The organism is uncultured Comamonas sp. (assembly GCF_964277875.1).
GTDB classification, from domain to species: domain Bacteria; phylum Pseudomonadota; class Gammaproteobacteria; order Burkholderiales; family Burkholderiaceae_C; genus Comamonas; species Comamonas sediminis.
Genome location: NZ_CAXYJV010000009.1, coordinates 110,499 through 135,189, shown reverse-complemented (window position 1 = coordinate 135,189; position 24,691 = coordinate 110,499). Strand labels below are relative to the sequence as shown.

Annotated in this window: 23 protein-coding genes and 1 pseudogene; 7 read left to right on the top strand and 17 right to left on the bottom strand. The window is 63.8% G+C overall.

Annotated elements, in window-relative coordinates:
* Nucleotides 1-41 precede the first annotated feature (41 nt).
* The 11 genes from trpA to ACHWUQ_RS04500 all read right to left on the bottom strand — a co-directional run bounded on the left by trpA (nucleotide 42) and on the right by ACHWUQ_RS04500 (nucleotide 12,917).
* Nucleotides 42-851, bottom strand: a complete 810-nt coding sequence (gene trpA, locus ACHWUQ_RS04550) for a tryptophan synthase subunit alpha (RefSeq protein ID WP_312413093.1) — start codon at nucleotides 849-851, stop codon at nucleotides 42-44.
* Nucleotides 848-2,116: a tryptophan synthase subunit beta gene (gene trpB, locus ACHWUQ_RS04545; RefSeq protein ID WP_239809183.1), complete on the bottom strand. Its 1,269-nt coding sequence runs from the start codon at nucleotides 2,114-2,116 to the stop codon at nucleotides 848-850. The genes trpA and trpB overlap by 4 nt, the downstream gene beginning before the upstream one ends.
* Nucleotides 2,109-2,831, bottom strand: coding sequence for a phosphoribosylanthranilate isomerase (locus ACHWUQ_RS04540; RefSeq protein ID WP_239812756.1), 723 nt, complete (start codon nucleotides 2,829-2,831; stop codon nucleotides 2,109-2,111). The genes trpB and ACHWUQ_RS04540 overlap by 8 nt, the downstream gene beginning before the upstream one ends.
* Before the next feature lie 22 nt (nucleotides 2,832-2,853).
* Entirely contained in the window at nucleotides 2,854-3,672 is an 819-nt protein-coding gene (gene truA / locus ACHWUQ_RS04535) for a tRNA pseudouridine(38-40) synthase TruA (RefSeq protein WP_239809182.1), read from the bottom strand.
* 80 nt (nucleotides 3,673-3,752) lie between these two features.
* Nucleotides 3,753-6,491 carry a FimV/HubP family polar landmark protein gene (locus ACHWUQ_RS04530; protein ID WP_394680456.1) on the bottom strand — a complete coding sequence of 913 codons (2,739 nt, stop codon included), beginning with the start codon at nucleotides 6,489-6,491 and terminating at the stop codon, nucleotides 3,753-3,755.
* 334 nt (nucleotides 6,492-6,825) lie between these two features.
* Nucleotides 6,826-7,938, bottom strand: a complete 1,113-nt coding sequence (gene asd / locus ACHWUQ_RS04525; protein WP_239809180.1) for an aspartate-semialdehyde dehydrogenase — start codon at nucleotides 7,936-7,938, stop codon at nucleotides 6,826-6,828.
* Between the two features lie 491 nt (nucleotides 7,939-8,429).
* Complete coding sequence (gene leuB / locus ACHWUQ_RS04520; protein WP_394680455.1) at nucleotides 8,430-9,497, bottom strand: 3-isopropylmalate dehydrogenase; 1,068 nt, start codon at nucleotides 9,495-9,497, stop codon at nucleotides 8,430-8,432.
* Between the two features lie 79 nt (nucleotides 9,498-9,576).
* Nucleotides 9,577-10,239, bottom strand: coding sequence for a 3-isopropylmalate dehydratase small subunit (gene leuD / locus ACHWUQ_RS04515; protein ID WP_116924768.1), 663 nt, complete (start codon nucleotides 10,237-10,239; stop codon nucleotides 9,577-9,579).
* Between the two features lie 62 nt (nucleotides 10,240-10,301).
* On the bottom strand, nucleotides 10,302-10,427 hold the full coding sequence (locus ACHWUQ_RS04510) for an entericidin A/B family lipoprotein (RefSeq protein WP_239809178.1): 126 nt from the start codon (nucleotides 10,425-10,427) through the stop codon (nucleotides 10,302-10,304).
* Nucleotides 10,428-10,443: 16 nt separating this feature from the next.
* Complete coding sequence (gene leuC, locus ACHWUQ_RS04505; protein ID WP_239809177.1) at nucleotides 10,444-11,868, bottom strand: 3-isopropylmalate dehydratase large subunit; 1,425 nt, start codon at nucleotides 11,866-11,868, stop codon at nucleotides 10,444-10,446.
* 50 nt (nucleotides 11,869-11,918) lie between these two features.
* A complete protein-coding gene (locus tag ACHWUQ_RS04500; RefSeq protein ID WP_312833846.1) occupies nucleotides 11,919-12,917 on the bottom strand; it encodes a LysR family transcriptional regulator in 999 nt (332 codons plus the stop codon).
* 243 nt (nucleotides 12,918-13,160) lie between these two features.
* Between ACHWUQ_RS04500 and ACHWUQ_RS04495 the strand changes: the two genes are divergently transcribed.
* On the top strand, nucleotides 13,161-14,150 hold the full coding sequence (locus ACHWUQ_RS04495; RefSeq protein ID WP_394680454.1) for a DUF4349 domain-containing protein: 990 nt from the start codon (nucleotides 13,161-13,163) through the stop codon (nucleotides 14,148-14,150).
* 88 nt (nucleotides 14,151-14,238) lie between these two features.
* On the opposite strand, the gene dnaJ is transcribed toward ACHWUQ_RS04495, so the two are convergent.
* The 4 genes and pseudogenes from dnaJ to grpE all read right to left on the bottom strand — a co-directional run bounded on the left by dnaJ (nucleotide 14,239) and on the right by grpE (nucleotide 18,485).
* Complete coding sequence (gene dnaJ / locus ACHWUQ_RS04490) at nucleotides 14,239-15,369, bottom strand: molecular chaperone DnaJ (protein ID WP_239809174.1); 1,131 nt, start codon at nucleotides 15,367-15,369, stop codon at nucleotides 14,239-14,241.
* A gap of 24 nt (nucleotides 15,370-15,393) precedes the next feature.
* Nucleotides 15,394-15,735, bottom strand: a complete 342-nt coding sequence (locus ACHWUQ_RS04485) for a hypothetical protein (RefSeq protein WP_239809173.1) — start codon at nucleotides 15,733-15,735, stop codon at nucleotides 15,394-15,396.
* A 173-nt stretch (nucleotides 15,736-15,908) separates the two neighbouring features.
* A pseudogene (gene dnaK / locus ACHWUQ_RS04480) lies at nucleotides 15,909-17,846 on the bottom strand (molecular chaperone DnaK); the annotation flags it as partial.
* Nucleotides 17,847-17,948: 102 nt separating this feature from the next.
* On the bottom strand, nucleotides 17,949-18,485 hold the full coding sequence (gene grpE / locus ACHWUQ_RS04475) for a nucleotide exchange factor GrpE (protein WP_239809171.1): 537 nt from the start codon (nucleotides 18,483-18,485) through the stop codon (nucleotides 17,949-17,951).
* A gap of 262 nt (nucleotides 18,486-18,747) precedes the next feature.
* Between grpE and rpsF the strand changes: the two genes are divergently transcribed.
* The 4 genes from rpsF to rplI are packed head-to-tail and all read left to right on the top strand — an operon-like array spanning nucleotide 18,748 to nucleotide 20,187.
* Nucleotides 18,748-19,122, top strand: a complete 375-nt coding sequence (gene rpsF, locus ACHWUQ_RS04470) for a 30S ribosomal protein S6 (protein ID WP_230775490.1) — start codon at nucleotides 18,748-18,750, stop codon at nucleotides 19,120-19,122.
* Between the two features lie 11 nt (nucleotides 19,123-19,133).
* A complete protein-coding gene (priB, locus tag ACHWUQ_RS04465) occupies nucleotides 19,134-19,430 on the top strand; it encodes a primosomal replication protein N (RefSeq protein ID WP_230775098.1) in 297 nt (98 codons plus the stop codon).
* Nucleotides 19,431-19,441: 11 nt separating this feature from the next.
* On the top strand, nucleotides 19,442-19,723 hold the full coding sequence (rpsR, locus tag ACHWUQ_RS04460; RefSeq protein ID WP_021028346.1) for a 30S ribosomal protein S18: 282 nt from the start codon (nucleotides 19,442-19,444) through the stop codon (nucleotides 19,721-19,723).
* Between the two features lie 11 nt (nucleotides 19,724-19,734).
* On the top strand, nucleotides 19,735-20,187 hold the full coding sequence (rplI, locus tag ACHWUQ_RS04455) for a 50S ribosomal protein L9 (RefSeq protein WP_239809169.1): 453 nt from the start codon (nucleotides 19,735-19,737) through the stop codon (nucleotides 20,185-20,187).
* Nucleotides 20,188-20,191: 4 nt separating this feature from the next.
* Here the strand turns inward: rplI and ACHWUQ_RS04450 are convergent, their stop codons facing one another.
* Entirely contained in the window at nucleotides 20,192-20,344 is a 153-nt protein-coding gene (locus tag ACHWUQ_RS04450) for a hypothetical protein (protein ID WP_239809168.1), read from the bottom strand.
* Between the two features lie 11 nt (nucleotides 20,345-20,355).
* Between ACHWUQ_RS04450 and dnaB the strand changes: the two genes are divergently transcribed.
* Nucleotides 20,356-21,768, top strand: coding sequence for a replicative DNA helicase (gene dnaB / locus ACHWUQ_RS04445; protein ID WP_133855424.1), 1,413 nt, complete (start codon nucleotides 20,356-20,358; stop codon nucleotides 21,766-21,768).
* A 33-nt stretch (nucleotides 21,769-21,801) separates the two neighbouring features.
* Here the strand turns inward: dnaB and ACHWUQ_RS04440 are convergent, their stop codons facing one another.
* Nucleotides 21,802-22,704, bottom strand: coding sequence for a LysR substrate-binding domain-containing protein (locus ACHWUQ_RS04440; protein WP_230775087.1), 903 nt, complete (start codon nucleotides 22,702-22,704; stop codon nucleotides 21,802-21,804).
* A 289-nt stretch (nucleotides 22,705-22,993) separates the two neighbouring features.
* Here ACHWUQ_RS04440 and ACHWUQ_RS04435 point away from each other — a divergent pair, with 289 nt between their 5' ends.
* A complete protein-coding gene (locus tag ACHWUQ_RS04435) occupies nucleotides 22,994-24,526 on the top strand; it encodes an aldehyde dehydrogenase family protein (protein ID WP_394680453.1) in 1,533 nt (510 codons plus the stop codon).
* Nucleotides 24,527-24,691 lie beyond the last annotated feature (165 nt).

The following is a 24,691-nucleotide window of genomic DNA, read 5'->3' as shown; positions in this document are numbered from 1 at the left end:
CGCACTCGTCGGGCTGCGCACGGCGCAGCCCAGGAGGCGCATTATGCGTCAAGCGCCTTGCGGATGCCACGCAAAAAATCGGAGACCAGCGCCACGACTTTCTCGTGCGGCTGGTTTTCGATCAGCTGGATGATGCGGGTGCCGATCACCACGGCATCGGCCACCTTGCCGATGGCCTGGGCCGTCTGCGCATCGCGAATGCCAAAGCCTACGCCCACAGGGATATGCACATGCTGGCGGATTTGCGGCAGCATCGCTTCGACGGCGCCGGTATCGAGCGTGCCCGCACCGGTAACGCCCTTGAGCGAGACGTAGTACACATAGCCGCTGGCCACGCGCGCCACTTGCTGCATGCGCTCCGGCGTCGAGGTGGGCGCCAGCAGGAAGATCAGGTCCATGCCATGCGCACGCAGATCGGCCGCAAAGGCTTCGCATTCTTCGGGCGGGTAGTCTACCACCAGCAGGCCATCGACTCCGGCGGCAGCGGCATCGCGCACAAAAGCGCCTTTGCCGTGCACCTGTTCGTAGCGCTCGACCGGGTTGGCATAGCCCATCAGCACCACCGGCGTGGTGTTGTCCTTCACGCGGAACTCGGCCACCATCGCCAGCACCTGCTTCATGCCAATGCCCAGTGACAGGGCCTTCTCCCCGGCTTTCTGGATGACGATGCCGTCGGCCATCGGGTCCGAGAAGGGCACGCCCAGCTCGATCACATTGGCGCCTGCATCGACCATGCCATGCATCAGCGCCGGCGTGATGTCGGCAAAGGGGAAGCCTGCGGTGACATAGGGAATCAAGGCCTTGCGGCCAGCCAGCTTCAACTGGTCAAACGTTGCGGCGATGCGGCTCATTTGGTATAGCTCCCCTTGACGGCCACGCCGCGGCTGGAGGGTTGGGCATAAAAGTCGACGCCCGAGAGATCGGCCACCGTGCCAATGTCCTTGTCGCCCCGGCCCGACAGGCTCACGAGGATGGACTGGTCCTGGCGCATGGTCTTGGCCAGCTTCATCGCATAGGCCACGGCGTGGCTGGATTCCAGCGCCGGGATGATGCCTTCGGTGTGGCACAGGTAGTGGAAGGCATCGAGCGCCTCCTGGTCGGTGATGCCGACATACTGGGCACGGCCGATTTCCTGCAACCAGGCATGCTCGGGGCCGACGCCGGGGTAGTCCAGGCCGGCGCTGATGGAATGGGTTTCGGTGATCTGGCCGTTGTCGTCCTGCAGGATATAGGTGCGGTTGCCATGCAGCACACCGGAGGATCCCCGCTGCAGCGATGCGGAGTGCTTGCCGCTGTCCAGGCCTTCGCCGGCCGCTTCGACGCCGATCAGGCGCGTGTTCTCATAGGGGATATAGGGGTAGAAGATACCCATGGCATTGCTGCCGCCCCCGACGCAGGCAATCACTGCATCGGGTTGCTCAGCGGCCATGTTCTGCTCCTTGAACAGCGCCGGCATCTGGGACAGGCACTCGTTGCCGATCACGCTCTGGAAATCGCGCACCATCATCGGGTAGGGGTGGGGGCCGGCCACGGTGCCTATGATGTAGAAGGTGTTGTCCACATTCGCCACCCAGTCGCGCATGGCCTCGTTGAGCGCGTCCTTCAAGGTCTTGCTGCCCGACTCGACCGGCACCACGGTGGCGCCCAGCAGCTTCATGCGGTAGACGTTGGGGCTTTGGCGGCGCACGTCTTCGCTGCCCATGTAGACCACGCATTCGAGGCCATAGCGGGCGCAGATGGTGGCAGTGGCCACACCGTGCTGGCCGGCGCCGGTCTCGGCAATGATGCGCGGCTTGCCCATGCGCTTGGCCAGCATGGCCTGGCCGATCACATTGTTGATCTTGTGGGCACCGGTGTGGTTGAGGTCCTCGCGCTTGAGGTAGATCTGCGCGCCACCCATCTCGCGCGACATGCGCGCTGCGTGGTAGACGGGCGAGGGGCGGCCGACATAGTGGGCCAGCTCGTACTGGAATTCGCGCAGGAACTCCGGATCGTTCTGGTACTTGTCATAGGCCTCGCGCAGCTCGACCAGGGCGTGGGTCAGGGTTTCGCTGGCAAAGCTGCCGCCATAGGGGCCGAAATGGCCCGCAGTATCGGGTTGCTGGTATTCAAACATGGAAGGGATTCTTGGCAAGTAGTGTGTCAGCGGCACGCACGGCTGCGACAAACTGTTGGATTTTTTCGGCGTCCTTGGTGCCCTTGATGGCCTTGCCATCGGCACCGGTCCTCTCAACGCCGGAGCTCACATCCACCGCGAGCGAGAGGCAGCGCGGTCTGACTTGCACAATGCCATCGGTCACGTTTGCAGGCGTGAGTCCACCAGACAAAACGAGATGAGAGGCTACGTTTGTTGGAAGCAGTGACCAATTGAATGCTTTGCCGCCACCGCCGAACCCCTCGACATGGGCGTCGAGCAGGATGGCCTTGGCGTGTGAATATCGATGGGCATATTCTACGAGGTCGAACTGCACCGCAGCGTCGCCAAGGGGTATGCGTGCGGCACGCAAAAAGCTGCGCTCGCCGCCGCCGGTCGATGCCAGGCATTGCTCCGGGGTTTCATCGCCATGGAACTGCGCGATCGCGCCGGGCACCTTGCCACAGGCCGCCATCACCTGGGCAGGCGTTTCATTGACAAACAGCAGCACCGGCGTCACAAAGGCCGGCAGGCGGCGCGCCAGCTCGGCGGCGCGCTCGGCGGTCACGGCCCGGGGGCTGGCGGGGTAGAGCACAAAGCCAATGGCATCCACCCCGGCGGCCACGGCCGCGTCCACGTCCTGTTCACGCGTCAGGCCACAGATCTTGATGCGGGTGCGGCCCGCAGTTGCTTGCATCGCAGTCAATGGAACTCCTTGTTCAGGCAAACCAGTCAAAAGAAATGGCCTCGGTGGGCAGGCCCCAGTGCGCATCGTACTGGGGGCCCAGAAAGTACAGGCCGTCGGGCGAGAAGGTGGGGGCGGCGGTCTCGCGGCTGCGGGCCTGCAGCACCTCCTGCATCCATTGCGGCGGCTTGGTGCCCTGGCCAATCACGACCAGGCAGCCCATGATGTTGCGGATCATGTGGTGCAGAAAGGCGCTGCCCTGAAAGTCAAAGCGCCAGTAGCACGAAGGCACGCCGTCGCGGGAGGCACTGGGGCGCTGGGCGCTGCGGCCAATGTGGATCGCGTACAAGGTCTTGACCGGCGACTTGGCCTGGCAGCCGGCAGCGCGAAACGACGAGAAATCATGCTCGCCCAGCAGGTACTGCACCGCGCGCTCCATGGCCTGCAGGTCGAGCGGCTGGAACACCCAGCCGACCCGGCCGGCCTCGACGCTGGGGCGCACCGGCGACTGCAGCAGCGCATAGCCATAGCGGCGCGATGTGGCACAGGCCCGGCTGTGAAATGCGTCCGGCACGGTCCGCGCCCACTGGACGGCGATGTCCTTGGGCAGAAAGGTGTTGGTGCCGCGCACCCAGGAGGCCTCGGTGCGTTCCACTGGGGCATCGAAATGCACCACCTGCATGAGGCCGTGCACACCGGCATCGGTGCGGCCTGCGCAAATGGTGGAGATGGGGGAGGCGGCAAAGCGGCTCAGCGCCGCTTCGAGATGGTCTTGGACAGTGTTGCCGCTGGGCTGGCTTTGCCAGCCCTGGTAGGCCTGTCCGTTATAGGTGATGCCCAGGGCGATTCGCATGGCGCCATCATAAAGCGGCTGGCGCACCCGGCCATGAAAAAGCCCCGCAGAGCGGGGCTTGCCGGGGAGGGCCCTGCCGCTCAGCGGCTTTGGTCCAGCAGGCGCTGGGCCTGGGCCTTGACCGTGGCGCTGGACGATTCAGCCATGACTTCCTCGGCCAGCGAACGGGCGCCTTCCTTGTCACCGATGGCCAGGAATTCCTGGGCCAGGGTCAGCTTGGTGGCCAGCGGGTCGCTGTCATCGATCTCCAGACCGGCCATGTCATCGGCCAAGGTGACCGGATGCGTATGGTCTGGCTCGCCGGAGCCGGGCAGATCCAGCGACAGCGAGGTCATGTCGAAGTCCATCGTCGGCATGCTCTTGTCGCTGATGGGCATCTGCGCGGTGCTCTGGCTGTCGAAGTCGCTCAGCTGGAAGTCCAGTGCGCCGGGCTGGGTCTCCAGACTCTGGGCGGCGCTGTGGCTGGCGCTGGGCGACAGCTCCGACGGAATGCTCAGCGCTTCGGCCAGCTGGCGGTCAAAGTCTTCCATCGACAGCGCGGGCTTGCCAGCGGCAGGCGCCAATGCCTCGAAGGCCAGGCCTGCGTCGGTTGCAGGGACGGGCGCCGCTGCCACGGGGGTGGCAGGTGCTGCCGATGCCTGGAACTTCGAAGCCGCATCCGGGGTTTCGGTCAGCTGGCTGCTCATCGCGAAATCCAGACCCGTGGAGGGGCTGAAGGCACTGGCTGGGCTGGCATCAGCAATCGTTGTCGGTGGCAGCGTGTTCTCAAACGGAATCGGTTCGGCGCGCGCAGCAGCGGCAGCGGCGGCCAGGGCGGCAGGCGTGGCGATCTCGGTAGCAGACGGCACCGCAGCGGTGTTGTTCTGGTAGACCGGGTTGGCGGCGTCCAGCTCCTGGCCGAGCGCGGCAATGCGCAGCCAGTCAGGGCCGGCGCCACCCGTGATCTGGCGGGCATCCTTGGCAATGCTCTCCAGCGCCAGGCGGTCCTTGCGCTTGGCATAGATCTCGGCCAGCTTTGCATGCAGGGCGCTGCGGGTCGGGCTGGTGCGCAGCGCTTCCTTGAGGATTTCCTCGGCCTGCAGATCACGGCCATAGGCCAGATAGACATCGGCCTCGGCCACCGGGTCCACATCGCCAGCGTCGAGCTGGCTGGGCGTGTAGGCGAGCGAGGAGTTGCCGGTGGTCATCGCGCTTACCGAGGTGTCGATGTGCTGGCCGCCGCTGGCGCCAAAGAACGAGTCCTGGGCCAGGCTGCTCTCGAGCACGGAATCGGTGGCCGCGTGGACCCCTTCCTTGCGCTTTTTGTTGCGGTACCACAGGCCGCCCAGCAGCGCCAGGATGGCCAGGCCGCCCGCTGCTGGCAGCAGCGGGTTGTCCAGCAGCTCATCGACAAAGCTGGGCTCTTCGACGGGCGCAGGTGCTGGTGCAGGCGCGGGCTTGGGGGCAGGAGCCGGTGCAGGCGCGGCAGAGTCGCTGGCAGCCGCAGCAGGCGCGGGCGCGGTGGCTGCTGGGGTGGCAGGTGCTGCCGGTGCAGGCGCGGATGCAGCAGGGGCCGGAGCCGCAGGCGTGGCAGCAGGCGCTGCAGCCGCAGCGGTCGTGCCTGCAGCAGGGACAGTCGCCGTACCGGCGGGCTTGCTGTCTGCGGTCGCAGCAGCGGATGCCCCGGCGGCGGCAGAGCCTGCAGCGGCTTGCTTGAGCTTGTTCAGCTCCTCGATGTTCTTGTTCAGCTCGGAGGTGCGCTCCTGGGCGGCATTGGCCTGCTGGGCACTGGCAACGCTCGCTTCCGCGGACTTGGTGCCCTTGGCGGCTTCCTTGCTGAGCTTGAGCTGGTCCGGTGCCACGCTCTGGGGCTTCTTGTCGTCGACCGAGGCTTCCACCTTGCCGCTGGCGGCACGGGTATCGGTGGCGACCTGGGCCGGCGCTGCCTTGGCGGCGAGCTGGCTGCGGTAGCTGTTGAAATCGCGGCTTTGTGCGGCCACCATCTGGCGTGCCTGGCGCGGCGAGACGGCGCGGGCCTGCTCGGCCGATGGCATCGTCAGGGTCACGCCGGCCTTCATGCGGTTGACGTTGCCGCCTACAAAGGCATGGGGGTTGCTTTGGACCACCGCAATCAGCATCTGGTCCAGCGAGATATCGGCGGGCTTGTTCTGGGCCGCAATGCGGCCTAGCGTGTCACCCCGCTGGGTGCGCACGGAGTCGCCGCCGGCATTGTTGCTGGCGGTGGCAGGAACATTGGCGCGCGCCGGGGCCGCAGGGCGCGGTGCGGCGGCGGTGCGTGCGGCCGGTGCAGGTGCTGGCGTCGCAGAGGCCAGCGGCTCCTCGATCACCCGCACGGGAGGCGCGGGCGCGCGGGCGGCTGGCGCGGCGGCAGCGCTGAGCTGCGGGGCCACGGTGACGGCTGGTTCAGACTTGCGCAGGTTGGGTGGATCGAACAGCATCGTGTAGCTGCGCACTACCTGGCCGGAGTTCCAGTTGGCGTCGATCACATAGTCGACAAAGGGGTCGTTGACGGGGCGCTGGGTGGTCAGCACGATGACGGCCGTGCCATTGGCGCGGCGCTGAAGCTGGGCGCGCACGGCGCTGGCGGTGCCGGAGTAGTCCATGCCCTGGGTGCGGAACACGGCCGACGAGGCCGTCTTGACCTGCAAGGTGTCGGCCTCGGCGTCCGTGATCTGCGGCACTTCGATTTCCGCGCGCAGCGGTTCGCCCAGTGCAGATTTCACATTGATCTTGCCCAGCGCGAGTGCTGATGCTTCCCCTGTGTACAGGCCAAAGGCTGCCATGGCGGCGGCAAGCGCAGTGATTTTCCAGCGATGCATAGTGCTATTTGATTGAATAGTAGAAGCGTGCGGGGTTGTTTTTGTACCCATGAGAAAGCCCTCCCCCTAAGACGCGAAATCGGTAATTATCAGTAAAAAGAACCTTAACAGTAATGTCTTGGGGTGACAAGTTAAGGAGCGGGCTTGCCTTTTGATAGGCAGCCTGGGCTGGCCCCGGCCTGCATGAATGTTGTGCTGGAGCAACTTTTCAGAGGGCGGCGCCTGCACACCCCGATCCCTCGGCCCTGGGCCCGATCACCAGAAAAAACACCTTCCGGCTGCATCGGGCAGATCCGGAAGGTGTGGTGTGGGTTGGCGGGGAATCAGCCGGCCATCAAGCGGCGAGCAGGATGCGCAGCATGCGGCGCAGGGGCTCGGCAGCGCCCCAGAGCAGCTGGTCGCCGATCACGAAGGCCGACAGGTACTCGGGGCCCATGTTCAGCTTGCGCACACGGCCGACAGCGACTTCCAGGCCGCCGGTCACGGCTGCGGGGGTCAGCTCCTTGACCGTCACGGCACGCTCGTTGGGCACCCACTTGACCCAGTCGTTGCCGCCCTTGATCAGCGCTTCGATCTCGGCGAGCGGCAGGTCCTTGTTGAGCTTCAGGGTCAGCGCCAGGCTGTGGCAGCGCATCGCGCCAATGCGCACGCACAGGCCATCGACGGGGATCGTGGCATCGGTGCCCAGGATCTTGTTGACCTCGGCCTGGCCCTTCCACTCTTCCTTGGACTGGCCGTTGTCGAGCTGGGCGTCGATCCAGGGAATCAGGCCGCCGGCCAGGGGTGCACCGAAGAATTCGGTGGGCACATCGCTGCGGATGGTCTGCGCGACCTTGCGGTCGATGTCCAGAATGGCCGAAGCGGGCGTGGCCAGCTCATCGGCCACGGCGGCATGCACGACGCCCATGCCCTTGAGCAGCTCGCGCATGTGGTTGGCACCGCCGCCGGACGCAGCCTGGTAGGTCATCGACGAGACCCATTCGACCAGACCGGCGTTGAACAGGCCCGACAGGCCCATCAGCAAGATGGAGTTGGTGCAGTTGCCGCCGATCCAGTTCTTGCCGCCTGCGGCCAGCTTGCGCTGGATCAGTGCGTCATTGACAGGGTCCAGCACGATGACGGCGTCGTCTTGCATGCGCAGCGATGAGGCGGCATCGATCCAGTGGCCGTTCCAGCCGGCAGCGCGGATCTTGGGGAAGACTTCCTTGGTGTAGTCGCCGCCTTGGCAGGTGATGATGATGTCGCACTTGGACAGCTCGGCGATGTCATTGGCATCCTTGAGCTGGGTGTGCACGGTGGCCATCGCAGGGGCCTTGCCGCCGGCGTTGGAGGTCGAGAAAAACACCGGCTCGATCAGCGCGAAGTCACCCTCGGCCTGCATGCGGTCCATCAACACCGAGCCGACCATGCCGCGCCAGCCCACCAAACCTACCAATTGCTTGCTCATAAAACGCCCTTGTCTACCTAAACGAAAGGAAATGCCACGGGGGCTGAGGGCCTGGCTCGTCGGCCAGTTGGAGGCGCACGACGAACCAGGCTGGATCAGCCGGTAATCTTCGTGGTGGTTGTGAATGTGTATGCGCGCGCAGCCATACCCGCCTCAATGGGGGTGATGGTGTTCAGCCAAGAAATAGGGCGGTGCGCAGACATGGGAAGCTATTCTAGCGTCAATTTTTAAAACCTGTGCAAGAAATTTTATAAATTTCGAGTGCTGGCGCATCGAAGCGCATGCATATATGACGTTAAAAACTATTTTTTGACTATTTATGGTTTTTTAATTCGTCGAAATGACCAAAGTCGAAAGCGAGCCGTGCTTCTGTCGTCGTTTTGGTGCTGAAACGGGGCAGGGGTTTGCGCGGTGGATGCGGATCGTTCTTGCGCTGGCGCAAAAAAGCGACCCGCAGGTCGCTGTCAGAGACGCAAGCTGAAGACCGCTGCTTACAGCGCAGCCACCACGGCATCGCCCATCTGCTGGGTGCCGACCTTGGTCGTGCCTTCGCTGTAGATGTCGGGCGTGCGCAGGCCCTTGGCCAGCACCTTTTGCACAGCCGCTTCAATCTTCTGGGCAGCGGCTTCCTGGCCCAGGCTGAAGCGCAGCATCATCGCGGCCGACAGGATGGTGGCCAGCGGGTTGGCGACGCCCTTGCCGGCGATGTCCGGTGCCGAGCCGTGGCTGGGCTCATACAGGCCTTGCTTCTTGTCGTTGAGGCTGGCCGAGGGCAGCATGCCGATCGAGCCGGTCAGCATCGAGGCTTCGTCGCTCAGGATGTCGCCAAACATATTGCCGGTGACGACGACGTCGAAACGCTTGGGTTCCTTGACCAGCTGCATCGCGGCGTTGTCGACATACATGTGGTCCAGCTGCACATCGGGGTACTGCTTGCCCACTTCGGTCATCACGTCCTTCCACAGCTGGAAGGTCTCCAGCACATTGGCCTTGTCGACGCTGGTCACGCGCTTGCTGCGCTTTTGCGCGGCCTGGAAGGCCACATGGCCGATGCGCTCGATCTCGGGGCGGGTGTAGCGCATCGTGTCGAACGCTTCTTCGGCGCCGGGGAAATGGCCGTCCGGTGCGCTGCGGCGGCCGCGTGGCTGGCCGAAGTAGATGTCGCCCGTCAGCTCGCGGATGATCAGGATATCGAGACCGGACACCAGCTCAGGCTTGAGGCTGGAGGCGTGGGTCAGCTCCTTGTAGCAGATCGCGGGGCGGAAGTTGGCAAACAGGCCCAGCGCCTTGCGCAGGCCCAGAATCGCTTGCTCGGGGCGCAGTGCGCGCTCGAGCGTGTCGTACTTCCAGTCGCCCACGGCGCCAAACAGGATCGCGTCCGATGCCTGGGCCAGCTCCAGCGTGGCGGGTGGCAGCGGGTGGCCGGAGGCCTCATAGGCGGCGCCACCGACGGGTGCGCTTTGCAGGTGCAGGTCCAGCTTCAGGGCGTCGAGCACCTTGACGGCTTCTGCAACGATTTCTGGACCAATGCCGTCTCCGGGCAATACAGCGATTTTCATGGTTTTTTCTCAGTCAGGATGGCAGGGCCGCGCCCGGTGGGGCGCAGCGGGGATGGCGGTGAACCGCCTCTCGCGGCGCTCAGGCCTTGGCTTGCACCAGGCTGTGCGCCAGCCAGGGCTTGGTCGCCAGGCGGTTGGCTTCATAGGCCTGGATCTTGTCCTTGTGGCGCAGGGTCAGGCCAATGTCGTCAAAGCCGTTGAGCAGGCAGTACTTGCGGAAGGCGATCACATCGAAGGGGATGGTTTCGCCGCCGGGACGCAGGATGACCTGCTGGTCCAGGTCGATGGTCAGGCTGTAGCCGGGGTGCACTGCGACTTCGTTGAACAGCATGTCGATCGTGGCCTCGGGCAGCACGATGGGCAGCAGGCCGTTCTTGAAGCAGTTGTTGAAGAAGATGTCGGCAAAGCTGGGCGCCAGGATCGCGCGGAAGCCGAACTGGTCCAGCGCCCAGGGGGCGTGCTCACGGCTGGAGCCGCAGCCAAAGTTCTTGCGGGCGATCAGGATGCTGGCACCCTGGTAGCGCTGCTGGTTGAGCACGAAGTCCGGGTTGGGCTTGCGCGCGGACTCGGGCACGCCGGGCTGGCCGGGCTGGTCCAGATAGCGCCATTCGTCAAACGCATTGACGCCAAAGCCGGTCTTCTTGATCGACTTGAGAAACTGCTTGGGAATGATGGCGTCGGTGTCGACGTTCTCGCGGTCCATGGGTGCCACGAGGCCGGTGTGGATGGTGAATTTCTGCATGTTCTAGCCTTTGGGCTGCCCGCATTCATGGACTGAGCGCGGGCAGCGGTATGAGTGATGGTTTAGCGTGCTGCGCGAGAGATGGCGTTGCCCGCCCCCTGCACATCCTGGCCAATGCCGTGGACGGTGTTGCAGCCCGACAGCAGCGCGGCGAGCACGATGGTGATGAAGGCAAAACGGGTTTTCATCGCAGGGCTCCTGGGGTCATGCAAAACGGCGGATATCCACAAAGTGGCCGTGCACCGCAGCGGCTGCAGCCATCGCGGGGCTGACCAGATGGGTGCGGCCACCGGCGCCCTGGCGGCCTTCAAAGTTGCGGTTGCTGGTCGATGCACAGCGCTCGCCGGGCTCCAGGCGGTCGGCGTTCATCGCCAGGCACATCGAGCAACCGGGCTCGCGCCACTCAAAACCGGCAGCGGTGAAGATCTGGTCCAGGCCTTCGGCCTCGGCCTGGGCCTTGACCAGGCCCGATCCGGGAACCACCATGGCCAGCTTCACATTCTTGGCCACTTTCTGGCCCAGCTTCTTGATGACGGCTGCGGCTTCGCGCATGTCCTCGATGCGGCTGTTGGTGCAGCTGCCGATGAACACCTTGTCGACGAAGATGTCGTTGATCGGCTTGCCTGGCTCCAGGTTCATGTAGGTCAGTGCCCGCTCGATGGCGCCGCGCTTGTTCGGGTCCTTTTCCTTGTCTGGATCGGGCACGGTCGCATCGACGCCCAGCACCATCTCGGGGCTGGTGCCCCAGGTGACCTGGGGAACAATGTCTTCGGCGCGCAAGGTGACCACGGTGTCGAACTTGGCATCGACATCGGAGTGCAAGGTCTTCCAGTAGCTGACGGCCTGGTCCCATTCCACGCCGGTGGGCGCCAGCGGGCGGCCCTTGACATAGTCGATGGTCTTGCTGTCCACGGCCACGAGGCCGGCGCGGGCACCAGCTTCAATCGCCATGTTGCAGACCGTCATGCGGCCTTCGATGGACAGGTCACGGATGGCCGAGCCGGCGAACTCGATCGTGTAGCCGGTGCCGCCTGCGGTGCCGATGCGGCCGATGATGGCCAGCACAATGTCCTTGGCGGTCACGCCGGGGGCGACCTTACCGTCCACCTTGATCAGCATGTTCTTGGCCTTCTTGGCCAGCAGGGTCTGGGTGGCCATCACGTGCTCGACCTCGGAGGTGCCGATGCCGTGGGCCAGCGCGCCAAAGGCGCCATGGGTGCTGGTGTGGCTGTCGCCGCAGACGACGGTCATGCCGGGCAGGGTGGCGCCTTGCTCAGGCCCCATCACGTGGACGATGCCCTGGCCCTTGTCCATGAACGGGAAGAAGGCGGCTGCGCCGAATTCGCCGATGTTGTCGTTCAAGGTGACGATCTGCTCCTTGCTGATCGGGTCCTCGATGCCGTCATAGCCGCGCTCCCAGCCGGTGGTGGGCGTGTTGTGGTCGGCGGTGGCGACCACGGAGCTGACACGCCAGAGCTTGCGGCCCGCCATGCGCAGCCCTTCGAACGCCTGGGGGCTGGTGACTTCGTGCACCAGATGGCGGTCGATATACAGCACGGCAGTGCCATCCTCTTCGGTGTGGATGGTGTGCTCGTCAAAAATCTTGTCGTAGAGGGTGCGTCCGGTCATCGTGGTTCTCTTTGGGTCAAGGGTCTCATCAAGGGGCTAAATACGAAATATCAGAGATGGGCAAAGGTCTGCAGGTGCGCGGCCAGGTCGGCGTCTTGCTGGTCTGCGGCCTGGGCCTCATCGGCGGGCCGGGGGCTCAGATGCTCGACCAGCAGGCGGGCGGTCACCGGCAGCGCCTCAAAATCGCGGGCCATCAGGCGCAGCTCGCGGTGCGCCCAGGCGTCGGCCAGGCGGATGCCGCGCAGGTTGCCCACGCCATGCATCAATGCAAAGGCGCGGTCCGGCAGCAGGCCTATGCCCAGGCCGTTGTCGATCATGCGGCACATGGCATCCAGGCTGGTGACCTGGATGCGCTGGCGCAGTGGCCGGCGCAGCTGGGCCGATGCCGTGCGCATTGCCTGGCTGATGCTGCTGCCCGATTGCAGGCCGACGATGTCCCACTCCAGCGCTTCTTCAAAGCTGATCGTGTTGCGCTGGGCCAGCGCATGGTCCAGCGGTACGACCAGCATCAGGTGGTCGCTGCGGTAGGGGCGCGACTGCAGATCGAGCTCGGCGGTGTTGGCGACGGCATCGGGGTTGCAGATGCCCAGATCGGCCGTGCCTTCGTGCACGGCCTGGATCACCTGCGCGCTCAGGTGCTCCTGCAGGTCGATCTTGATCTGGCTGTGTGCGCGCGCAAAGCGGCCCAGGTCCTCTGGGAGAAACTGCACAATCGCGGAAATATTGGCATGGATGCGCACATGGCCGCGCACGCCATCGGCGTACTCACTCAGCTCGCCTTGCATGCGCTCCAGTCCGAACAGCACATTGCGGGCATGGTGCAGCAGGCTCTCTCCGGCCGGCGTCAAGGTGACGCCACGGCTGTGGCGGTACAGCAGCTGGGTGTCGACGGCCGTTTCCAGGTCCGACAGCCGCTTGCTGACAGCCGACGCTGCAATGAACTCCCGCTCCGCCGCCCGGCCAATGCTGCCCAGCTCGCACACCGCCACAAACAGCTGGAGCGAGGTCAGGTCAATGCGGCGCGCAAAACTGCGCTCTGAGCTTTTCATGGCGGGGAGGTATCGTGTTTTTAGAAATCAGCAGCCATTTTATAGGCAAATAGCGCAACTGGTATCGCGAATGACGATGGCTGATGTGTCATTTGCATGAAAACGTAGCCAGGCCCCCAACCAGGATTTTTCGCCAGCGGGTGCGGAATATGTTCGTTTTTGTAAAGGCTTGACCCCATTCGGCAGGCCCACAGCGATTGAGCAGACATCGCAAGCAGCGATGCTCTAGAAACGGAATGACCGATGTTTTCTCGCTCCCCTTCTTCTGGCCTGTTCAATGCGCGTTCGGGTGGCCTGGCGGCCATTGCCATCGCGGTGGCCGCCTTGCTGGCCGGCTGCTCGCCAGATGCCGGGCAGAGCGCGCCGCCTGCAGAGGTGCAACTGGCGGCCCCGGCTGCACCTGCACCGGCAGCGCCGATGGCGGCGCGCTCCGCGGGCAAGATGGCCAGCATGGAGATGGCGCCCGCCGCCGATAGGGCCATGGGGCAGGGCGGTGCGGCCGCGCCCAGCGCGCGCTTTTTGGCGATCAGCCACCGCATCCAGGTGGAGACGCCTGCTGCCGAGCTGGCGGCACTGTGGGAAGAGGTCAAGGCGCGCTGCGAGCGGCTGGACTGCTATGTAGAAGGCTCGCAGCTGCGGCGCGAAACCCCGCAGTCGGCTGCCGAAGCCATGCTGGCGATGCGGGTCAGCCCCCAGGATTTTGCTGCGCTGACCTCGTCGCTGGGCGCTGGCGCTCGGGTGCTCAACCACCAGACCACGACCGAGGACAAGACCTATGAGGTCGTGGATGTAGAGGCGCAGATCAAGAACCGCACCGAATACCGCGACAGCCTGCGCGCGCTGATGCTGGAGAAGAATGTCAAACGCAGCCTGCAGGATCTGATGGCCATCCGCGATACGCTCTCGCAGGTGCAGGCCGAGATCGACGCGGCCAACACCCACCGTGCGCTGCTGCAGCGCGATACTGCCAAGCAGTTCGTGCAGATGCGGTTCCAGCCCGCACGCGCGATCGTCAGTGGCACCTACAGCCCCTGGCAGCAAACCTGGCAACGCAGCTGGGATGGCCTGACGCGCAGCGTGCAGTCACTGATTCTGACTGCCGCGCAAGCGCTGCCCTGGTTGCTGGCGCTGGCCCTGGTGGTGCTGCTGCCGCTGCGCTTGGCCATCCGGCGCTGGATGCGCCGCAGCGCTGCCCGGGCGCAGGCTGCAAACCAGGCAGCAACCCAGGACTAAGAAGCGCAGCGGCCATGAAAAAAGCACCAGCGAGGCTGGCGCTTGGCACAAGAGACGCCGCATCGGAGGGATGCGGCGTTTTGCTTGATCAGGTGAACAGGTTCTTCAGGCGGTCGGCCCAGGACTGGTTATTGGGCGTGTGCTTGGCGCCGCCCTTTTTCAGCGACTCATCGAGCTCCTTGAGCAGCTTGCGCTGGTGCTCGGTGAGCTTGACGGGCGTCTCGACGACGATGTGCACATACAAGTCACCGGGGTAGCTGGCGCGCACGCCCTTGATGCCCTTGCCGCGCAGGCGGAACTGCTTGCCGGTCTGGGTGCCCTCGGGGATGTCGATCGCAGCCTTGCCGCTCAAGGTGGGCACTTCAATCTCGCCGCCCAAGGCGGCAGTGACCATGCTGACGGGCACCTCGCAGTGCAGGTCATCACCATCGCGCTCGAACACCTCGTGCTTGCGCACGCGGATCTCGATGTACAGGTCGCCGGGCGGGCCGCCATTCTGGCCGGGTTCGCCATCGCCGGTCGAGCGGATGCGCATGCCGTCGTCGATACCGGCGGGGATGCTCACTTCCAAGGTCTTTTGCGACTTGGTGCGGCCCTGGCCGTGGCAGCTGGTGCAAGGCTCAGGAATGATCTTGCCGGTGCCTCGGCAGTGCGGGCAGGTTTGCTGCACCGCGAAAAAGCCCTGGCGCATCTGGACCTGGCCGCTGCCGTGGCAGGTGCTGCAGGTCTTGACCTGGGTGCCGGGCTTGGCGCCGCTGCCGTGGCAGGTGTCACACTCGTCCCAGGAGGGAATCTTGATTTGCGCGTTCTTGCCCGCAGCGGCTTCTTCAAGGCTGATGTCCATCGCGTAGGACAGGTCGTTGCCCCGGTAGACCTGGGGGCCACCACCACCACGGCGCCCGCCGCCGAACATTTCGCCAAAGATGTCGCCAAACGATTCGGCAAAACCACCAAAGCCCTCGCCGCCCATGCCCGAACGCATGTTGGGGTCGACACCGGCGTGCCCGTACTGGTCGTAGGCACTGCGCTTCTGGCTGTCGGAGAGCATTTCGTAGGCTTCTTTGCACTCCTTGAACTTCTCTTCCGCTTCCTTGGCCTTGTCGCCCTGGTTGCGGTCGGGGTGGTATTTCATGGCCATCTTGCGGTAGGCCGTCTTGATGTCGACTTCCGTGGCGGATTTGCTCACGCCGAGGACTTCGTAGTAATCGCGTTTGGACATGGTGTTCTTCAATTCTGTGGGTAATTAACCAGCGGCGTTCAGGTACGCCCGGGCATGTGTGCCCACAAAGCTGCGGCCGGGATTGTCGCCGTCAATCCATTGCTGCGGTGGAAATAGCTCAAACAACCCCACCTTGAACAGCGTGGGGATCGCCATCTTCAGCTCTGCTTCGACGGCACCGCGCTCGCCGGCATTGTAGAGAGCGATGTTGTAGAGCATCGTGGCCACGGTGCCGGTCTGCACCCGGCTGCCGTCCTTGAGCGTGACGGCGGGCAGGTCTGCCGCGCCATCGGTGATCTTCTGGTTGACACGGCTGAGCTCTGCAACATGCAGTGCGTCGGTCGCAGGTGCTGTGGTAGATGTCATCGTGTGCCTTTGGATGCTTGCATGAATGAGAGACGGGGTCTGCGTTGACCCGGCCGCGGTTGCGGGCGACCAGGGAAAGAGCGATGCTGCAGAAAAGCCATGCCGGAGTGCGGCGATGCGAACTCCGGCATGGGTGCTTGGCAGCGGCTGGCTCCAGGCCCGTCGGAAGGCGTTTAGTCCTTCTTCACTTCCTTGACTTCGGCATCGACGACGTTGTCATCGGCTGCCGCAGCACCGGCTGCGCCACCCGCTGCTGCACCGGCGGCGCCCGCCTGTGCGGCCTGGGCGTCGGCATACACCTTCTCGCCCAGCTTCTGGCTGGCGGTCATCAAGGCCGTGGTCTTGGCTTCGATGGCGTCCTTGTCCTCGGTCTTCAGCGCTTCTTCCAGCGCCTGCACTGCGGTGTCGATGGCCGACTTCTCAGCGGCATCGAGCTTGTCGCCATGCTCGCCCAGGCTCTTCTTGACGCTGTGCACGGCAGCTTCGCCCTGGTTGCGCGCCTGCACCAGCTCCAGCTTCTTCTTGTCGTCGGCCGCGTTCAGCTCGGCGTCCTTGACCATCTTCTGGATCTCGTCCTCGGACAGACCGGAGCTGGCCTTGATGGTGATCTTGTTTTCCTTGCCGGTACCCTTGTCCTTGGCAGAAACGTTCAAGATACCGTTGGCATCGATGTCGAAGGTCACCTCGATCTGTGGCGTGCCACGGGGTGCAGCAGGGATGCCTTCGAGGTTGAACTCACCCAGCAGCTTGTTGGCGCTGGCGATTTCACGCTCACCCTGGAACACCTTGATGGTCACCGCAGGCTGGTTGTCCTCGGCGGTCGAGTAGGTCTGCGCGAACTTGGTCGGGATCGTCGTGTTCTTCGTGATCATCTTGGTCATCACGCCGCCCAGGGTTTCGATACCCAGGGACAGTGGCGTCACGTCCAGCAGCAGCACGTCGGAGCGGTCACCGCCCAGCACCTGGCCCTGCACGGCAGCGCCCACGGCCACGGCTTCGTCAGGGTTCACGTCCTTGCGGGGATCCTTGCCGAAGAATTCCTTGACCTTCTCTTGCACCTTGGGCATACGGCTCATGCCGCCCACCAGGATCACGTCGTCGATATCGGACACAGCGATGCCAGCGTCCTTGATCGCGGTGCGGCAAGGGGCGATGGTGCGCTCGATCAGCTCGTCCACCAGGCTTTCGAGCTTGGCGCGGGTGAGCTTGATGTTCAGGTGCTTGGGGCCCGACGCGTCAGCGGTGATGTATGGCAGGTTGATGTCGGTCGCCGCCGAGCTGGACAGCTCGATCTTGGCCTTCTCAGCCGCTTCCTTCAGGCGCTGCAGGGCCAGCACGTCCTTGGACAGGTCCACGCCTTGCTCTTTCTTGAACTCGGCAATGATGTATTCGATCACGCGTTGGTCGAAGTCTTCGCCGCCCAGGAAGGTGTCGCCATTGGTCGACAGCACTTCGAACTGCTTTTCGCCGTCCACATCGGCAATTTCGATGATGGACACGTCAAAGGTACCGCCGCCCAGGTCATACACGGCGATCTTGCGGTCACCCTTGCCGCCCTTGTCCAGGCCGAAGGCCAGGGCTGCAGCGGTAGGCTCGTTGATGATGCGCTTGACTTCCAGACCGGCGATGCGGCCAGCGTCCTTGGTGGCCTGGCGCTGTGCGTCGTTGAAGTACGCAGGCACGGTGATCACGGCTTCGGTGACGGGCTCGCCCAGGAAGTCCTCGGCGGTCTTCTTCATCTTACGCAGCACTTCTGCGGAGATCTGTGGCGGGGCCAGCTTCTGGTCGCGCACTTGCACCCAGGCGTCGCCGTTGTCGGCCTTGACGATCTGGAACGGCATCAGGTCGATGTCCTTTTGCACTTCCTTCTCGTCGAATTTGCGGCCGATCAGACGCTTGGCAGCGTAAATCGTGTTCTTGGGGTTGGTGACGGCCTGGCGCTTGGCAGAAGCGCCCACCAGGATTTCACCATCTTCCTGGTATGCAACGATCGACGGCGTGGTGCGTGCACCTTCGCTGTTTTCGATCACACGGGTGGTGTTGCCTTCCATCACGGCCACGCAGCTGTTGGTCGTGCCCAAATCAATACCGATAATCTTTCCCATTTCTCTACTCCTGTATTCTTGAGGCGGCGTTGCGCCCTAATTGACTGTTATTTGTGGCTTTTTTGGTGTTGTTCAAGTGCGCAACGCAAAAAAGCCGGGAGGTGCGTTTTATTGTGGTGCGGCAACGGTCACCAGGGCCGGACGCAGCACGCGCTCGGCAATGGCATACCCCTTTTGCAGCACCGCCACCACTGTGTTGGGATCCTGGGCCGCGGGGACGGCAGAGATCGCCTGGTGGTGGTGGGGGTCGAACTTGTCGCCGGCCGCCGGGTTGATGGCAACCACCTTGTTGCGTTCCAGCGCGGAGACGAGCTGGCGCAAGGTGGCATCCGAGCCTTCGCGCAGTTGCTCGGGGCTGGCATTCTGGATCGCCAATGCGGCGTCCAGGCTGTCGATCACCGGCAACAGGCTTTCGGCAAAGCTTTCAACGCCGAACTTGCGGGCCTTGGCCACTTCATCATCGGCGCGGCGGCGGGCGTTCTCGACTTCGGCCTTGGCGCGCAGGTACTGGTCGGCCAGTTCGGCATTCTTGGCCTTCAACTCCGCCAGCTCTGCTTCCAGTTGCGACTGGTTGGCAGCGGCAGCGGCTTCCAGCTCTTCGGCGGACATGGGATTTTGGCCTTCGGGGTGGAGCTTGTCTGACATGGTGCTGTTCGTATTTCGTTAACAAAAAGGACTCTTGTGGCCGCACCTGGGGGCATTTCCTTGCTTTTCAAGGGGCTTATTTGCGGTTCGGGCCGGAGCCCTCGCTCCCGGGTGCTTTGGTGGCTGCCGGGGCCCGTGTTTATAAACCATGTTTGACGGTTTTTGAATTGGTTTGTATAATCCCTGGTTTCCCTTGCCACACCGTGCTGCGTTCTTTGCGAAAAGGTGCACTAGCGGGTGGCGCAATCCACAAGGAGTTTGCATGCGTCACTATGAGATCGTGCTGCTGATCCACCCCGATCAGAGCGAACAAGTTCCAGCTATGCTGGAGCGTTACAAAGGCATGATTACCGCCGGCGGCGGTAAGATCCACCGCGTTGAAGACTGGGGCCGCCGTCAACTGGCCTACATGATCAACAAGCTGGCCAAGGCCCACTATCTGTGCCTGAATATCGAAGCCGACCAGGCTGTGATGGCTGAACTGGAACACGCGTTCAAGTTCAACGACGCTGTGCTGCGCCAACTGACTGTGCAGAAGAAGAAGGCTGAAACCGCTCCTTCCGCCATGATGAAGACCGTGGAACGCGAAGAAGCGCGCAAGGCCAACCAGGCTGAGCACGCCGCTGCAGAGCGTTAATCACACAGGAGGTGGAGAACCGCGTACTTGTCACCGCCGTCATCGCTGAAATCAAGATTTTGCGATACACGCCGGCTGGGCTACCTGCTGTAGATGTCGTGCTGGAGCACCGCTCCACCCAGACCGAAGCAGCCCAACCCCGACAAGTCAATGCCGTGCTCAAGGCGGTTGCCTTTGGTGCACTGGCAGAGCGAATCGCTCGGCAGGCTGTAGGGAGCACCTGGACATTCCAGGGTTTTCTGGCCACACCGCGCAACAGCAAATCGCTGGTTCTGCACATCCAGGATATTCAACAAGATACTTATTGAGAGGTCCGAAAATGGCCACGTTCAAGAAATTCAACAAAGACAAGCGCCCAAAGCGCAACACCCAGTCGCTGCTGTTCAAGCGCAAGCGTTTCTGCCGCTTCACCGTGGCTGGCGTCGAAGAAATCGACTACAAGGATGTCGACACCCTGCGTGACTTCGTTGCTGAAAACGGCAAGATCATCCCAGCACGTCTGACCGGCACCCGTGCCATCTACCAACGTCAGTTGAACACTGCCATCAAGCGCGCTCGCTTCCTGGCCATGGTTCCTTACTCTGACCAACACAAGATCTAAGGAGCACGAACATGCAAATCATTCTGCTCGACAAGGTCGTGAACCTGGGCAACCTGGGTGAAATCGTCAAGGTCAAGGACGGCTATGCACGTAACTTCCTGATCCCTTCGGGCCGCGCACGCCGCGCTACCGAAGCTGCCAAGGCTGAGTTCGAAGCCAAGCGCGCTGAGCTGGAAAAGGCTGCTGCTGAGAAGCTGGCTGCTGCACAAGCCCAAGGTGAGAAGCTGGCCGGCCAGACCGTGAAGCTGACCCAAAAGGCAGGTGTCGATGGCCGTCTGTTCGGCTCCGTCACCAACCACGACATCGCTGATGAACTGGGCAAGATGGGCTTCCAAGTGGTCAAGTCGCAAGTGCGTCTGCCTAACGGCCCTATCAAGACCGTGAGCGAGACCGCTGTGGAAGTGGCTCTGCACACCGACGTGGTGGTGGAAGTGACCGTGTCCGTCTACGGCGAACACGTGTAATTTCTCACGCTTTGCGTTGGAAGCCGCCTTCGGGCGGCTTTTTCGTTCCCGGCCGCAGCGTCTCGCCGGGATGCGGGTTTTGCGCGCCGCTGCCAGCCTTGCGCGGCATCTGCGCTATTCTTGTGGATTGCTGGCTGCCAAGCTGGCGTTTGCTCATTTGGATTCCCCATGTCAGAGACCTTTCCTCCCCTGGATGACGCTGCCTTCATCACCCCCGACAAGCAGGTGGCACAGCTGCGCATACCGCCGCATTCGATCGAATCGGAGTCCAGCGTGCTCGGTGGCCTGCTGCTGGACAACAATGCCTGGGACCGCGTCGGCGATGTGCTGGCCGAGGACAACTTCTACCGCCATGAGCACAAGCTGATCTTTGCGGCGATGGCCAGCATGATCAATGCCGGCAAGCCCGCCGATGTGATCACGGTCTATGAGCACTTGCAAAGCATCGGCAAGGCCGAGGAAGTGGGCGGGCTGGCCTACCTGAACCAGCTGGCCCAGTATGTGCCCAGCGCCACCAATATCCGCCGCTATGGCGAGATCGTGCGCGAGCGCTCGATTCTGCGCAAGCTCGTCACCGCCAGCGACGAGATCGCCACCAATGCCTTCAACCAGCAGGGCAAGACGGTGGACCGCATTCTGGACGAAGCCGAGCAGAAGATCTTTGCCATCGGTGAAGAAGGCTCGCGCATGAAGCAGGGCTTCCAGTCGCTGGACAACCTGGTCGTGGACTTGCTCGACCGGGTGCAGGAGATGGCGGACAACCCGGTCGACGTGACGGGTGTGCCCACCGGCTTTGCCGACCTGGACCGCATGACCAGTGGCCTGCAGGCCGGCGACCTGGTGGTGCTGGCGGCGCGCCCTTCGATGGGCAAGACCTCGTTTGCGGTGAACATTGCCGAGCATGTGGCGCTCAACGAAGGCCTGCCGGTGGCCATCTTCTCGATGGAAATGGGGGCCGCCCAACTGGCGGTGCGTATCGTGGGCTCGATCGGCCGGGTGAACCAGGGCAATCTGCGTACCGGCAAGCTGACCGATGAAGAGTGGCCTCGGCTGTCCGAGGCCATCGAGCGGCTGCGCACCGTCTCGCTGCACATCGATGAGACCCCGGGCCTGACGCCGTCGGAGCTGCGTGCCAATTCGCGCCGCCTGGCCCGCCAGTGCGGCAAGCTCGGCCTGATCGTCGTCGACTACCTGCAGCTGATGAGTGGCTCGGGCTCGGCCGCCAGCTCGGACAACCGGGCGACCGAGCTGGGTGAGATCTCGCGGGGTTTGAAGATGCTGGCCAAGGAGCTGCAATGCCCGGTGATTGCGCTGTCGCAGCTCAACCGCTCGGTGGAGCAGCGCACCGACAAGCGCCCGATGATGTCCGACTTGCGGGAATCGGGCGCCATTGAACAGGATGCGGACATCATCATGTTCATCTACCGCGATGACTACTACAACAAAGAGAGCAACGAGCCCAATGTGGCCGAGGTCATCATCGGCAAGCAGCGTAACGGCCCGACCGGCACGGTCAAGCTGTTCTTCCAGAAGAACCAGACCCGCTTTGAAAACCTGGCGGTGGGCGGCGACGACTATTGATGCCGGGCAGGGCCGGGCAGGCTGGCGCAGCGCTCAGTCCTGCTGCCCCTGGCTTTGCTGGATCACCCACTGCTCGAAGGCCTGCAGCGCCGGCGAAGGCTCGCGGTACGTAGGGTAGCTGAACCAGTAGCTCTGCGTGCCCGGCAAGGTCTGTGTATGGGCGGGAATCACCTGGCCGGCGTCCAGCGCGGTTTGCACCAGCACCTCAGGCACCAGGCCCACGCCCAGGCCGGCGGCAGCGGCCATGATGACCATCGAGAACAGCTCATAGCGCGGACCGCGCGAGGCCTGTACCGAGTAATCCCAGCCCAGGCCGCTGTACCAGTCGCGCCAGGCGGCGGGGCGGCTTTCCAGGCCGATGTGCACCAGTTGCTGCCAGTCCTCCTGCGTGGCCAGTGCATGCTGCGCCGCAAAGGCGGGGCTGCAGATGGGGATGCAGGCACCATCGCGTGCAATGCGCTGGCCCTGGGTCTTGGACCAGAGGCCGTCGCCCGAGTAGATGGCGCCGTCAAAGCCGCTTTCCTCGAACGCAAACGGCTCGGAGCGCACCGACAGGTGGACGTGGATGTCCGGGTGCTGCTGCGCAAAGGCCGGCAGGCGCGGCACCAGCCACTGCGTGGCAAAGCTGGAGACGACGGCCAGGTGGATCGCATAGCCCTGCGCGCGGCTGTTGGCGATCTCTTGCGTATCGCGCTCCAGGCCATTGAGGTGCACGCGCACGCGCTGCGCATATCGTTTACCCGCATCCGTCAGCATGACGCGGCGTTTGTGGCGCACAAAAAGCGGCACGCCCAGCCGGTCCTCCAGCGCCGCCACATGGCGGCTGACGGCACTGGCGGTCAACGCTAACTCATTGGCAGCGCGGGAGAAATTGCCGTGCCGGGCCGAGGCTTCAAAAGCCATCAACAGGCCGATATTGGGAATCGCGTTGCGCATGGATGGAGACTTTGTTCAAAAAACGCACTATGTCTCACCATTTTCTCATTTTGTTGTTCCTGATAGTTCACATAGTATTTTTAAGTTCGGCACTTCAGCCCGCGCGCCGTGCTTGCTGACTGCCGCATGCCCCGATGTGCCGCCCTGTCACCGGCGGGGTGTACCAAGGGCTGTGCCTGCGTCTGTGCCTGCCGCGCCTTAAGCTGCAGGGCAGCGCCCCCATCATGGTTCGGGCCCGCCGAGTGGACCGGACAGTTTCTGTTGTGATAGTGAATAGGAAAGACGAGCGATGACGCAATCCACCCAACGTTTGAACGATATCCTGAAGGCGCTTGCGCTCGATCTGAAGCCGCTGGCAGGCCAGGACATCACCAGCCGCTCGCCTGCCGATGGCGCCACCCTGGCCGTGTTGAAGGCCCACAGCGCGCAGCAGGCGCAAGACGCCATTGCCGCCGCCCACCAGGCATATCTGCAGTGGCGCACCGTGCCCGCACCGGTGCGTGGTGAGCTGGTACGCCGCTTTGGCCAGACCCTGCGCCAGCACAAGGCCGCGCTGGGCGCGCTGGTGTCGATCGAAGCGGGCAAGATCACCTCCGAAGGCCTGGGCGAAGTCCAGGAAATGATCGATATCTGCGACTTTGCCGTTGGCCTGTCGCGCCAGCTCCATGGCCTGACGATTGCCAGCGAGCGCCCTGGCCACCGCATGATGGAAACCTGGCACCCGATGGGCGTCGTGGGCATCATCTCGGCCTTCAACTTCCCGGTGGCCGTCTGGTGCTGGAACAGCGCGCTGGCGCTGGTCTGCGGTGACTCGGTGGTCTGGAAGCCGTCCGAGAAGACCCCGCTGACCGCCGTGGCCTGCCAGCACCTGCTGGAGCAGACCATTGCCGCCTTCAACCAGGAGCAGCCCGGCGCCGTGCCGGCCGGCCTGGCCCAGCTGCTGATTGGTGCCCGTGAAGTGGGCGAGGTGCTGGTGGACAGCCCCCTGGTACCCGTGGTCAGCGCCACCGGTTCGACCCGCATGGGCCGCCAGGTCGGCGTCAAGGTCGCCGAGCGCTTTGGCCGTTCCATCCTGGAGCTGGGTGGCAACAACGCGATGATCGTCACACCGTCGGCTGACCTGGAACTGGCCGCCCGCGCCATCACCTTTGCGGCGGTGGGTACCGCTGGCCAGCGCTGCACCACATTGCGCCGCCTGATCGTGCACAAATCGGTGGCCGACCAGCTGGTGGCCCGCCTGGAAAAGATCTATGGCAGCGTCACCGTCGGTGACCCGCTGACTGACGGCACCCTGGTGGGTCCGCTGATCGACAAGGCCTCGTTCGACGGCATGCAGGCCGCACTGGCCCAGGCCAAGGAAGAGGGCGGCACCGTCATCGGCGGCCAGCGCGAGCGCGAAGACCTGGGCCAGGACGCCTACTACGTGCGTCCCGCGCTGGTGAAGATGCCGGCGCAGACCAAGGTGATGGAGCACGAAACCTTTGCGCCCATCCTCTACATCGTCACCTACGAAGGCAGCGCCGACGATGCGATCGCCGTGCAGAACGCCGTGCCCCAGGGCCTGTCGTCGGCCATCTTCACCAGCGACCTGCGCGACGCCGAGCGCTTCATGTCGCCGGCCGGCAGTGACTGCGGCATTGCCAACGTCAATATCGGCACCTCGGGTGCGGAAATTGGTGGCGCCTTCGGCGGCGAGAAGGAAACCGGCGGTGGCCGCGAATCCGGCTCGGACGCCTGGAAGGGCTATATGCGCCGTGCCACCAACACCATCAACTACAGTGGCGCGCTGCCACTGGCGCAAGGCGTACGCTTTGACGTGTGATGAGCGGGCAGCTGCCGTCTGGCACAGCGGGCATGCAGCCCGCTGCCCGGGCTGGCAGCGCTCCCAACCGGGGCGGCCGCTGCGCCGCCGGGTATGTGCTGCCAGCGCAGGCCACTGATATGCCTGTGCCCGGTGCGGCTTCCCGCCCATACAGGGGCTCGGCGC

Excerpts from the sequence above, each read along its gene's own strand:
- ACHWUQ_RS04450 (WP_239809168.1), bottom strand. The coding sequence starts at position 20,344 with ATGAGCAAACGCCAGCTTGGCAGCCAGCAATCCACAAGAATAGCGCAG.
- rpsR (WP_021028346.1), top strand. The coding sequence starts at position 19,442 with ATGGCCACGTTCAAGAAATTCAACAAAGACAAGCGCCCAAAGCGCAAC.
- trpB (WP_239809183.1), bottom strand. The coding sequence starts at position 2,116 with ATGTTTGAATACCAGCAACCCGATACTGCGGGCCATTTCGGCCCCTAT.
- leuC (WP_239809177.1), bottom strand. The coding sequence starts at position 11,868 with ATGACCGGACGCACCCTCTACGACAAGATTTTTGACGAGCACACCATC.
- grpE (WP_239809171.1), bottom strand. The coding sequence starts at position 18,485 with ATGTCAGACAAGCTCCACCCCGAAGGCCAAAATCCCATGTCCGCCGAA.
- rplI (WP_239809169.1), top strand. The coding sequence starts at position 19,735 with ATGCAAATCATTCTGCTCGACAAGGTCGTGAACCTGGGCAACCTGGGT.
- ACHWUQ_RS04485 (WP_239809173.1), bottom strand. The coding sequence starts at position 15,735 with ATGACATCTACCACAGCACCTGCGACCGACGCACTGCATGTTGCAGAG.
- ACHWUQ_RS04440 (WP_230775087.1), bottom strand. The coding sequence starts at position 22,704 with ATGCGCAACGCGATTCCCAATATCGGCCTGTTGATGGCTTTTGAAGCC.
- dnaB (WP_133855424.1), top strand. The coding sequence starts at position 20,356 with ATGTCAGAGACCTTTCCTCCCCTGGATGACGCTGCCTTCATCACCCCC.
- ACHWUQ_RS04530 (WP_394680456.1), bottom strand. The coding sequence starts at position 6,491 with ATGCATCGCTGGAAAATCACTGCGCTTGCCGCCGCCATGGCAGCCTTT.
- leuB (WP_394680455.1), bottom strand. The coding sequence starts at position 9,497 with ATGAAAATCGCTGTATTGCCCGGAGACGGCATTGGTCCAGAAATCGTT.
- truA (WP_239809182.1), bottom strand. The coding sequence starts at position 3,672 with ATGCGAATCGCCCTGGGCATCACCTATAACGGACAGGCCTACCAGGGC.
- leuD (WP_116924768.1), bottom strand. The coding sequence starts at position 10,239 with ATGCAGAAATTCACCATCCACACCGGCCTCGTGGCACCCATGGACCGC.
- ACHWUQ_RS04495 (WP_394680454.1), top strand. The coding sequence starts at position 13,161 with ATGTTTTCTCGCTCCCCTTCTTCTGGCCTGTTCAATGCGCGTTCGGGT.
- rpsF (WP_230775490.1), top strand. The coding sequence starts at position 18,748 with ATGCGTCACTATGAGATCGTGCTGCTGATCCACCCCGATCAGAGCGAA.
- ACHWUQ_RS04435 (WP_394680453.1), top strand. The coding sequence starts at position 22,994 with ATGACGCAATCCACCCAACGTTTGAACGATATCCTGAAGGCGCTTGCG.
- ACHWUQ_RS04540 (WP_239812756.1), bottom strand. The coding sequence starts at position 2,831 with ATGCAAGCAACTGCGGGCCGCACCCGCATCAAGATCTGTGGCCTGACG.
- dnaJ (WP_239809174.1), bottom strand. The coding sequence starts at position 15,369 with ATGTCCAAACGCGATTACTACGAAGTCCTCGGCGTGAGCAAATCCGCC.
- ACHWUQ_RS04510 (WP_239809178.1), bottom strand. The coding sequence starts at position 10,427 with ATGAAAACCCGTTTTGCCTTCATCACCATCGTGCTCGCCGCGCTGCTG.
- ACHWUQ_RS04500 (WP_312833846.1), bottom strand. The coding sequence starts at position 12,917 with ATGAAAAGCTCAGAGCGCAGTTTTGCGCGCCGCATTGACCTGACCTCG.
- asd (WP_239809180.1), bottom strand. The coding sequence starts at position 7,938 with ATGAGCAAGCAATTGGTAGGTTTGGTGGGCTGGCGCGGCATGGTCGGC.
- trpA (WP_312413093.1), bottom strand. The coding sequence starts at position 851 with ATGAGCCGCATCGCCGCAACGTTTGACCAGTTGAAGCTGGCTGGCCGC.